The following is a 10,544-nucleotide window of genomic DNA, read 5'->3' on the forward strand; positions in this document are numbered from 1 at the left end:
TCCCATTTGTGGATATCCTGGCTGCTGGAATCCGCCCATCATTTGTGGAAAGCCCATTTGTTGTCCAGGAGCACCTCCAAATTGTCTTTTTTCCATTTTAATCTCCTCCTTACATTCTCTCTGTTAGTGTATGTACCATTTTTAGGAAAAGCTTAGATTCCTACCTATAAAAATAATAAAAATATTTTTTATAAGAAAAGCGCAAGCGTCCGTTTAGCGGCGTATGGACTGGAGCGCTTCGACTGAGATAAAGGATACACGGAGAGCGTTAGCGATCCGATGTTGACTTATCGTAGGGAGAAGAGCGAAGTCTACTAGCCGCTGGGCGCTGGAGCTGGACATTTCTCAAAGTCGAAATTTCTTTCTAATCTCATCAAAAAAACTATCCCGCAATTGAGATAGCTTTGGCATTTTATTTTTTTTCGTCTTGAGCCTTTTTTTGGCCTGCTTTTTTATGTTTAGAAATTTCCCCACAAGCGATTCTCTTCCCTGAATCTCCTGCCGGCTGGCTCATTCCGTCATCTTTCCCTTCATGAACCACGATTGATGTACCTTCTTTTGTAAACAGTGATTTTTTCCCATCCTTTAAGGTGACATTGGGCGCCATTAGGTCTACATTAACCGACCCATCATCCTCAACAATTAAATTCGGCAGGTCTCCAGCATGGGCACCTTTAGGATGAAGCAGACCATGTTCTTTTTTATCAGGGTTAAAATGGTTCCCCGCGGATTTAAAGTCAGGTGCCATACATTTTCCAGTTTCGTGAATATGGATAGCATGTTCCCCAGCTGGGAGTCCTTTCAAACCTACTGTCATTTTAACACCGCTTGATTGCTCGGCTAATGTTACAGTTCCAAGCGAATCGCCTACAGCATTGAACATTTCTACATTTATCTTTTTGATTTCCTTTTCCATACACCCTGTAAGGATGAGAAACGGAATAAACAGCCAGCTTTTCTTCATATGTATTCCCCCGCTATAGACAATTTGCCTATAGTATGGACAAACGTACAATGAGCTATTCAAATTCTATGTGACCTATATGAAGGACAAGAAAAAAAAGGAACAGTAATTGTTATCTGTCCCTTTGAGTAAATTGGTTATTTTTAATTTGTTCCTCTAATTCTTTTGCCTTTTGGGCTTCGCGCTTAGAAATTTTTATGATGAAACGCATTGTAAAAAATGCGGCAATCATAAAAATCGTCAGGCTAATGACAGCCGGTATATATTCTGATTTATCCTCTGGAAAGTACAAAAACAGTGTGAGTACTGACGGTTGAAACATTTTTCTTCTTCCCTTCTTTTTAAAGGAACTGCTCTAATTATTATAGCAACAAAAAACATTTCACACCAATGAATTATCCTGAGGAGATCAGCTTATTTTAACACTTTAATTTTTTTAATGATAACATCTGTTTCCGGTTTGTCCTTTTCCCCTACTGGCGTGTCAGCAATCTTATCAACAATATCCATACCTTCGATTATCTGGCCAAAAACTGTATGACGGTGATCGAGCCATGGTGTACCGCCGTTTTGATCATAGGCATCAATGATTTCTTTTGGATAGCCGGCCTTTTCCATTTCCGACTTCATCGATGGATCAAGAGATGTTTTTTGAACAATAAAAAATTGGCTGCCGTTCGTATTCGCTCCCGAATTTGCCATTGACAAGGCGCCGCGAAGATTGAAAAGATTCTTGGAGAATTCATCTTCAAACGGCTTTCCCCAAATACTTTCGCCGCCGGTTCCGTTGCCTTTGGGATCACCGCCCTGAATCATGAAATCTTTTATGACGCGATGAAAAATAAGACCATCATAATATCCATCTTCGCTATGCTTTACAAAGTTTTCAACAGCTTTTGGAGCATATTCAGGGAATAATTTGATCTTAATAGTTCCCATAGATGTTTCCATTTCCACTAGTTTTTCATTTTCTGAAACCTCTGTTGAAAGCTGTGGATAGACAGCATTTGCCACTTCTTTATCTCCTTTCTTCTGCTCTGTTTTTGGCGCTTCAGTTTTTGTTTTCGATTGAGTGTCTTCTTTCTTCGAGCTTGTCCCACAAGCTGTCAATACTAAAACAATCGTCATAACTGTAAATAGTATTTTCAAATTCTTTCTCATATATAATCCCTCCATTTTTACACTTTAACCGAAATTTCATTTTTTTGCACTTTGTTTTTAATTTAGACTATTTCATTATAAAATGAAAGATAGAAAAAATTGCAGTAAGGAGTGGTTTTGGTGGCAGAATTACAGGTTGGTGAAGTTGTAACGGCGATTTATAAAACAGGGAAATATATTGGAGAAATAACTGAGATCCGCCCGCAGCATTATCTAGTCAGAGTTTTAGCGGTCATGAAACATCCTATGCAGGGGGATCTGCACAATCCAAAAGAAGCTGATGTGCTTATTTTTCATGAAAGACGAGCGCTCAGCTTGAGGGAGCAGGCCAATATACCTAAGCAAATGGTCAAACCATTTGAAAACGAAGTCCCAGATTATATGGAATCTCTAAAAGAAGCCGTTACCAAAATGAAAAAAGAACTAGCTGAGATACCCTCACAATGGGCTGAGATGAGCATTAGATCGTTAGATTCATTGGAGAAGGATTATAAATTTTAAGCAGATATAAGGCCAAATCAGTTTGAACGATTTGGCCTTTTATGCAAATTCATTTAGCAGCTTTGAAAAATCAACTCGATCGCCAATCGTCGTTGGTTTTGGTTTTTCCAAATAGCGTTTATCCTTTTCAACGAGTTTGAATATATTATAGGTAGTCATTGCGTCATCAAGTGCCCGGTGGTGCCGCCCTGTCCCTTCTTTACCATATTCCTTTACAGCTTTCCATAAACCTGTTTGATTTTGATCACCAAAGAACCGTTTATATTCCATTGATAAATCTAATTCAGCACCATTAAAAGGAAAATCAGCCCCCGCCATTAAACAATTATGCCGCAGTACCTTCATATCCATGTTTCCCCAAGTAACAATTGTGGTTTCAACATTCTCTTTATTGAACTCCGCCAATTTTTTAATAAGTTCATAAATCGATAACCCATTGTCAACCTGCTGCTGTGAAATATGTAAAAATGATTTACAGCGGTCTGATAATTTAGGGAATTTTAATGGAGTAACATAGGATGAGAATTGCTCCGTAACCTGATCATCAACGACAGCTACAATTCCGACCTCAATAATTTCTGCGAAAAAGTCTTTCATACGAACATTTCGTTCAGGCATTGTGAACTCAAAATCAATGAATAAATATTGTCGCTTTAATCTCATCTTTTTCACCACCTTTTCTTTTCCTGCTTACTACCATTATATAAAGAAACCTGTACAAAAAATTGTGTTTTTTTTCTATTTTTTCGCCAAAAAGAAAGTAATACTTTCCCTTCAGACAAGTGCACTTAGGAAAGTGTCGTGAGCAAAAGCCTCGAGGCAGAAAAGCTGTGATTATCGACGAGCTCCCCCTCTGTCTTCGCCCTTAGGGGCTCGCCAATCAGCGAGTTTTTATATATCTAACATTATAACACGATTTCCATGATAATTTTTTAAATTTTTGTGCAATTAGTTTTAAAAGGGGGTGGAAAAATAGCCCACCCCCTTACAAAACCAATTTAATTCTTTAGTTTAAAAACTGCCATTGTACATCTTGAAACACAGATGAGCCGGTCTTGCTCATCGGTAATTTTGATATCCCAAACCATTGTTGATTTTCCTTGATGCAGGACGGTTCCTACTGCCGTGACAACCCCTTCTGTTTTTGGACGAACATGGTTGGCGTTAATTTCTAATCCCGCAACACCCTCTGTTTCTTTATCAACCATTTCATAGGCGCCTATACTTGCAACCGTCTCTGCTAAGGCAACGGATGCGCCTCCATGCAATAGACCAAACGGCTGTTTTGTCCTTTTATCTACTGGCATTGTAGCAATGATTTTCCCTTTTTCTAATTGGGTAATTTCAATCCCCAGTGCCTCAATTAATGTATCTTTAATCATTTCCATTCCTCCGTTATGTATACTGTTCTTATCCTATTCTCCATTTTTGGTGAATTCCCCTTTATTAATCATATCTCTCACTGTCGGTTTCATGAAAAAAACAGCCGCTAGAGCTGTTTTTTACTTTGTTGTTAGTAGTAACCTGGGTAGCCCATTGGTGGGTAACCCATTGGCGGGTAGCCCATTGGGGGATAGCCAAAACCTGGGTAACCGTAAAATGGCCGAGCCGCAAAAGAAGCACCTAATCCCCCTCCAAGTAAACCGCCCAGAAAGCTAAGTCCACCTATCGCCAACGGCAAACCGAGAAAACCAAATCTTTGATCCTGTACCGGGTACTGATTTCGATATGCATAAGGGTGTTGATATGGGTACATGCCGCATTTCCTCCTTTTTTCTACGATACTTGCCTACACTATTTCATATGCGAAAAGAATGGGTTTGGAGTGGGCTTTATTATAAAGGAGGAATCCGCTCTACGTGACCTCTGACCTGCTTTTTCTCTTTTTTGGTCACGTATAACCGCTCTACGTGCCTAGATATTCAAGTTTTCCTATTTATTTTATAAGTAAAAAAATGAATAAAACCACCGGAAAATTCCGGTGGCCGTGATCTATTTGCTTATTGGCTCAAACCGTTCAACAAACAATGCTAAAGTACGAGTCATGACCCCTGTAGCACCCGCTGGTCCAAGATCGTAGGCCCTTGAAGATGTGGCTGTCCCCGCAATATCTAAATGGACCCATGGCGTACCTTCAGCAAACTCACCGATAAAGGCACCTGCAACAAGGGCGTGTCCTTCACTGCCTGGGGAATTATTCAAATCAGCGACTTTACTGTTTCTTACCCGTTCTTTTTCGGTTTCAAACAATGGCAAGAGCCACATCTGCTCCCCTGCTTCCACCGCTGCTTCAAGGACTTGTTCATATAATGTTTCATGGTTTGTCATTGCACCTGTCGTATGGAGACCGAGTGCTGTGATTACCCCGCCAGTTAAGGTAGCAACATCGACTAAATAATCAGCGCCATGATGTTTCGCATAGGTAACGGCATCAGCTAAAACCAGACGTCCTTCTGCATCCGTATTTAACACCTCTATGGTTTTCCCGCTCATCGACGTAATCACGTCATCCGGCTTAAACGCTCCCCCGCTAATCATATTATCTGTTGACGGGATCACTGCGATCACGTTTTGCTCCGGCTTGGTTTCGCCAATGATTTCCATGGCTCCGAGAACAGCGGCTGCCCCGCCCATATCCGTCTTCATGCCGACGATGCCGGCTTTTGTTTTAATGGAATAACCGCCGGTATCAAAGGTAATGCCTTTTCCTACTAGACCGATGACATCCTTCCATTCATCTTTTCCTTGATATTTCAGTACAATCATCTTTGGCGGCTCTACAGACCCTTGATTAACAGCAAGGAATGCTCCCATCCCCAGCTTTTCAATTTCCGTTTTATCGAGGATTTCTACTTCAAAATTATACTTTGCCGCCAACTCGGTAGCATATTTAGCGATTTCTGTAGCAGTAAGCAAGTTTCCTGGAATATTCACTAGTGTACGAGCAGAATTTGTCCCTTTTCCAAAAGCATAGCCAACTGATAGCGATGCATGAACATCCTCTCTATCGAAAGCCTCACTATAAACTGTAACATCGTCAAGTCTTTTTTCTGGCTCATTAGATTTTTGCCGATAGCCATCGAATTGGTAGGTTGAAAGCGCAAACGCTTCACTCAAGTCATGTGCTACATCTAAACCATCCAATTCATCTGTAATAAAAGAATCTAAATAAATTGCTGTTTCTTCAAGCTTACTTGCCTTCACTTCTTTAAAAAGCTTGCCTAGTGCCTCTCTTAGTTTATCAAAGGATAATTCCTTTTCCTTGCCAAGACCAACAAACCAAATTCGTTTTGCCCCAATTTTTCCAAAGCTATGTACTTTACTGATACTTTTTAACTTAGCCGATAGATCACCCGATTTTACCAGCTCTGTTAGCTGTCCATCAAACTTTTCATCCAACGCGGCCAATGTTCCTGAGAATTTTTCCGGTTTATCAAACAATCCGATAATTAAGCCCTCATGTTTAGTGGATAGCTCCCATCCTTTTTTTACATTAAACATATTAACCCCACCTTCATGTTATTCATCTACATTATATCTAAAAAGTTTATTTATTTCGACTATCTAATCATCTTCTAAGTACAGCAATAAATGGGGCAGCTTTGGCAAATCCTTAACTTGCTTAAATGGGAGCCGGTCGATGTTTTTTGGAAAAATTGCTAAGCATTCTTCAATAAAGGGATAGACTTTTTCTAAATCCATCCCCCAGAACTTAGGACGGTATGCTTGCAGATAATCATGAGCCGTTTGCATCATGACACGTGCACCCTTGACATTGCCGTACTCATAATGGTAGATTGCAACACTCATTTGCAATAAACCTTTTAAAAATAGATTATCCTTTTCCGTCATCCACATTTCTTCAAGTAAATCATGACAAGTATAATAATCCCCTTCATTGAAGCTGACAAAGAATTCATAGTATTCGATTGGGTAGTCATTCAGCAAAAATGTGCCCCCCTCAAGCTAAATTTTGCTTCCTCCCTAATCCTATCATAATAAAAGCAAGGCGAGCAGAACTATGATTCACCTAATGCAAAGTGGAAATATATATTTGTCACTCATAACTGGTTAAACATCGTTCCACCACTTTTCATTCGCAAAAAAAAACAGGCACACTGCCTGCTTTTCTACCTTTTTTCTGAGCTAGTATACTGCTGACGAAATACCTGCAGTGATTTATCTTCATTCAATGCCTGCAATTGCTCCTCTGTGAGCTTCCCATTCCCATTTTGAATAACATAGACATCAACCTGCTTTTTCCCCCAGTGCTTATACACATCTTCAACACTATTATAATAAAGGTCTAATTTATTGCCCTTTATGGCTCCTCCCTTGTCAGCAACCACCCCATATCCGTAACCAGGGATAAAGAGAATTGTTCCAATCGGAAAAACGGTTAAATCTGCTGCAACTGTAGAAAATAAATCTCGTTTTACTTTTACTCCTGAGTAGGTAATCCCGTATTCAGGATGGCCTTGCTTTTTTCCTGTCGACTCAAAACCTGCTGTATAACCTGTAGCTGTAACTGTATGTTTAGGGTATTTAGACCAATCAAAAGCCTCCTCTAATGGTGGGGTCGTACCAGAAACAGTTTTACTTGATGAGATTTTTGACGTAAATTGAATAATAAAAGATTTTGCATTTACGCCGGATATGGATTGGAATGTCGCTCCTAATGCCAAAAAGAAAAGGCAGGTCATAGCAAAGCGCTTAGTCCAATTTTTCATTTTATTCATTGAATTTTTCACTCCTCCAAAAATATTCATTCCCAAAGTCCAAGGAAATATACAATGGAGGTAAAAAAAGACCTTTACCTTCAGGTAAAAGTCTTAAAACATTTGGTATCCGTTTTTCCGTAACAACTTAATTGTAAAACCAGCAGCAATTGCTCCAGCCAGTCCACTTATTAAAATGAGAATATCTGCTGTTGCTAATGAGCTGAACCTTTGCCCCAGGTCTATAAATGCCGCTTTACTATTTGTAAAATATTCACTAAAACTCACTTTATCTACGATAAAAATTGCCACAATAGGGTAAACTATCGCCATAACCCATGACATTCTTAGGAGCATATTCAGGATAAATCCAATTCCAAAAAACAATACAAAAAATAGCACGATCGATATGATTAAAACAACGATGCTCATTTGCACCCGAAATTCCCCCTTTATACATCAACATTTAGTGTACTGAATGTCGAAAAAGGAGTCAATAAAAACAAATTAAAATAGAAAAGTTTGCCTTATTGGAGACAGTTTTCCTATAAATAGAGCTAGTTTTGTCTCCAATCGGCCTTATTAAAGACAGTTTTCCAATAATTAGACCTAGTTTTGTCTCCAATCGACCTTATCGGAGACAGTTTTCCTATAATTAGAGCCAGTTTTGTCTTCAATAATGCTTCTTATTAAATGACAAAAAAATAGCTCCTCGAAATCATTTCGAAGAAGCAGTGTGTAAAAATATCCTATTCCTTTTTCTTGCCCGTTCCACCGCAGCAGGAACAAGTTTCCGAGCCTCCAAGCACCAATTGAAAATATCCGTATCCAGAACAGTAATCACAGTTTTTTGTATCCACGCTCTTTATTGTCATTTCTATCATCCTCTCGAATTATCGACTTAATTTTCTGATAATATACCAATGATTATAGAAAAAGAAAAGAGCTAAATTCCAGCAAATTCTGAAAAGAAAACGGATACATCTGAAGTTTTCTTTTATTTTCGAAGTGTTGCTCTTATTTTCTAAAAATTACAAAAATAATTTATAAGCTGTATATCCAAACCGATCCCCAGGGTTTATGCCATCAGTCCCTGGTTTAATAAATGAAACATTTTGAGTAATCAAATAGTGTAAAAGAATGGACGTATCCCTTTCAACGAGCAGCTCCTCCGGCGCCATAAAGCGAGCATCGTAAAGCTCTTGTTCCTGATGAATGACATTCCCTTCCTCAATTGGCTCTAGTAAAAACAGGATCATATTATCGCTTATTTCTTCTTTAATGACACCCGTTCTTAACCCAATCAGCCCTTTAACTTTACAATCAATCCCGGTTTCTTCCTTTACTTCTCGAATAACAGCTTCATCGGCTGTCTCTCCCTCATCTACAAAGCCCGCAGGCAATGACCATTGACCCTTTAAGCCGCCATATCTTTTCTTCACGACAAGCCAATGACCCTCACTCGACTTTACTAAGCCAGAAACAGCTAACCAAACATTCCCTCGTTTTTCACGATTGCTCATCCAAACACCCCTATATCATCATAACAAAAAAAGACAGAGAAACTCTGTCTTTTTGTGAATCGTATATCTTAGAATACCTTAAATTTACCTTTTTTCATAACTAGACCTGCGCCGCCAATCATATAAAGGGCACGATTGTCGATAACCTTTTTCATAAATGCTGCCTTAGTACCTGTAATCTTTTTCCCAAATACAACACCAATAGCATCATCTTCACCAAGTGAGCAAACCGTTCCTTTATTATCAAATGTAAAGGATTCAAGCTCTGTCTTGTTACGTACTAATGCAGCGATGTTACGAGCGGCAAGCTCACCTTGCTGCATGGAAATTTGCGCTGTTGGAGGATATGGACGATTGATTTCTTCATTAATAACCAATGAACTGTCGCCGATGATGAAGACATCATCAAATCCAGGAACACGGAGGTCAGGCTGTACCTTTACACGGCCGCGCATTGCTTCAAATCCGGATTTTTCAATAATCGCATTTCCACGAACACCCGCTGCCCAAACAACCGTTTCAGCCTTAATTTCATATGGTTCTTCGTCGCCTTTTCCGACAAAGATTCCGTCAGAATTAGCTTCCTTAATAGCAGTACCAATTAAAAACTCTACGCCTTTACGCTCAAGCTGTGAAACCGCATAGTTGACTAATTCAGGGTCAAAACCAGGTAGTACAGTTGGAGCTGCTTCGACACAAGTAATTTTTACTTTATGGAAATCAACATCATATTCATGGCATAATTCCGGAATTCGGTTCGTTAATTCTCCAAGGAATTCAATACCGGTAAATCCTGCTCCACCGACAACAATGGATAAACGATTATCGTTCTTTTCTTCTTCCATATTATAAGTAGCAAATTGGTATTCAATATGCTCACGCAATTGACGGGAAGAATTAACATTAGTAATACCAAATGCGTATTCTTTTAACCCTTTAATGCCGAACGTTTCTGGTTCACCGCCAAGAGCGATCACAAGGTAGTCATAATCGACTTCCCCTTTTTCTAAAATAACTTTCTTATCGTCTTTATTAATCTCAACTACAGTATCTTGAACAAAATCAACCTTGCTGCGATCGATTACATTACTAATATCATAGCGAACTTTATCATGATGTAGTGTACCAGCTGATGCCTCATGTAGCCATGTTGTTTCGTAATGGTAGTCATTTTTATTCACTAATACAATATCCGCTTCATTTACACCAATTAACTTTTGCAAGCGAACTGTTGTTAGAAGTCCGCCATAACCTGCACCGAGAATAACAATTTTAGGCTTTCTCAAAGTGATCACTTCCACCTTTTTAGTATTTTTGAATAAATCTTCTTTTTCTTATCTTCCACTGCTTTATTCATTTTTATTTTTCATCGCCAAAAAATGTATGTGATATAATTCACGAATCAAGATAAAGAAAAAGAACTGAATCGTAAGCACAAAGGAATGACAGAGATTTAGTAGATTTAGTGAACTTATCAGCGAAAGATGTTAGAACTTCCCAGTCATTCATAAAAATGTGCTTTTTTTGTCACAAAATCTTAACAATATATCCACAATACATACTATGCTACTTTCACTCTATTTTCAAGCGATTTTTAGAATTTATTTAACTTAAGAATATTAAAAATTTTACATTTTTATTACAATTAGCAAATTGGTCAGTCAGAATGTTTGACAT

14 protein-coding genes are annotated in these 10,544 nt (G+C 38.8%); 1 reads left to right on the top strand and 13 read right to left on the bottom strand.

Annotated elements, in window-relative coordinates; genetic code table 11:
- Window positions 1-412 precede the first annotated feature (412 nt).
- The 3 genes from V7150_RS06790 to V7150_RS06800 form a co-directional block, all read right to left on the bottom strand.
- Window positions 413-964 (bottom strand): superoxide dismutase family protein, encoded by a 552-nt coding sequence (locus tag V7150_RS06790; RefSeq protein ID WP_335515289.1) that lies wholly within the window; start codon window positions 962-964, stop codon window positions 413-415.
- Between the two features lie 112 nt (window positions 965-1,076).
- Window positions 1,077-1,286 (bottom strand): hypothetical protein, encoded by a 210-nt coding sequence (locus tag V7150_RS06795; RefSeq protein ID WP_335515291.1) that lies wholly within the window; start codon window positions 1,284-1,286, stop codon window positions 1,077-1,079.
- A 92-nt stretch (window positions 1,287-1,378) separates the two neighbouring features.
- Window positions 1,379-2,125 carry a peptidylprolyl isomerase gene (locus V7150_RS06800; RefSeq protein WP_335515295.1) on the bottom strand — a complete coding sequence of 249 codons (747 nt, stop codon included), beginning with the start codon at window positions 2,123-2,125 and terminating at the stop codon, window positions 1,379-1,381.
- A gap of 120 nt (window positions 2,126-2,245) precedes the next feature.
- Between V7150_RS06800 and V7150_RS06805 the strand changes: the two genes are divergently transcribed.
- Window positions 2,246-2,626 (top strand): kinase-associated lipoprotein B, encoded by a 381-nt coding sequence (locus V7150_RS06805; RefSeq protein ID WP_335515298.1) that lies wholly within the window; start codon window positions 2,246-2,248, stop codon window positions 2,624-2,626.
- A gap of 39 nt (window positions 2,627-2,665) precedes the next feature.
- Here V7150_RS06805 and kapD read toward each other — a convergent pair whose 3' ends face one another.
- The 10 genes from kapD to V7150_RS06855 all read right to left on the bottom strand — a co-directional run bounded on the left by kapD (window position 2,666) and on the right by V7150_RS06855 (window position 10,162).
- Window positions 2,666-3,289 (bottom strand): 3'-5' exonuclease KapD, encoded by a 624-nt coding sequence (gene kapD, locus V7150_RS06810; protein WP_335515301.1) that lies wholly within the window; start codon window positions 3,287-3,289, stop codon window positions 2,666-2,668.
- A 335-nt stretch (window positions 3,290-3,624) separates the two neighbouring features.
- Entirely contained in the window at window positions 3,625-4,008 is a 384-nt protein-coding gene (locus tag V7150_RS06815; RefSeq protein WP_420490265.1) for a hotdog fold thioesterase, read from the bottom strand.
- Between the two features lie 131 nt (window positions 4,009-4,139).
- Window positions 4,140-4,382, bottom strand: coding sequence for a hypothetical protein (locus tag V7150_RS06820; RefSeq protein ID WP_335515305.1), 243 nt, complete (start codon window positions 4,380-4,382; stop codon window positions 4,140-4,142).
- A gap of 236 nt (window positions 4,383-4,618) precedes the next feature.
- A complete protein-coding gene (locus tag V7150_RS06825; protein WP_335515307.1) occupies window positions 4,619-6,127 on the bottom strand; it encodes a leucyl aminopeptidase in 1,509 nt (502 codons plus the stop codon).
- A gap of 63 nt (window positions 6,128-6,190) precedes the next feature.
- Window positions 6,191-6,571 (bottom strand): DUF309 domain-containing protein, encoded by a 381-nt coding sequence (locus tag V7150_RS06830; RefSeq protein WP_335515325.1) that lies wholly within the window; start codon window positions 6,569-6,571, stop codon window positions 6,191-6,193.
- Window positions 6,572-6,756: 185 nt separating this feature from the next.
- On the bottom strand, window positions 6,757-7,365 hold the full coding sequence (locus tag V7150_RS06835; RefSeq protein WP_335515310.1) for a 3D domain-containing protein: 609 nt from the start codon (window positions 7,363-7,365) through the stop codon (window positions 6,757-6,759).
- 93 nt (window positions 7,366-7,458) lie between these two features.
- Window positions 7,459-7,782, bottom strand: a complete 324-nt coding sequence (locus tag V7150_RS06840) for a YuiB family protein (protein WP_283920031.1) — start codon at window positions 7,780-7,782, stop codon at window positions 7,459-7,461.
- A gap of 311 nt (window positions 7,783-8,093) precedes the next feature.
- Window positions 8,094-8,219, bottom strand: coding sequence for a YuiA family protein (locus tag V7150_RS06845; RefSeq protein WP_283920032.1), 126 nt, complete (start codon window positions 8,217-8,219; stop codon window positions 8,094-8,096).
- Window positions 8,220-8,375: 156 nt separating this feature from the next.
- Complete coding sequence (locus V7150_RS06850) at window positions 8,376-8,867, bottom strand: NUDIX hydrolase (RefSeq protein ID WP_335515314.1); 492 nt, start codon at window positions 8,865-8,867, stop codon at window positions 8,376-8,378.
- A 68-nt stretch (window positions 8,868-8,935) separates the two neighbouring features.
- The gene (locus V7150_RS06855; RefSeq protein WP_335515316.1) at window positions 8,936-10,162 is read right to left on the bottom strand and encodes an NAD(P)/FAD-dependent oxidoreductase; all 1,227 of its coding nucleotides are present in this window, start codon (window positions 10,160-10,162) and stop codon (window positions 8,936-8,938) included.
- Window positions 10,163-10,544 lie beyond the last annotated feature (382 nt).

The sequence above is a fragment of the Neobacillus drentensis genome, from assembly GCF_036965245.1.
Lineage (GTDB): Bacteria > Bacillota > Bacilli > Bacillales > Cytobacillaceae > Neobacillus > Neobacillus drentensis_G.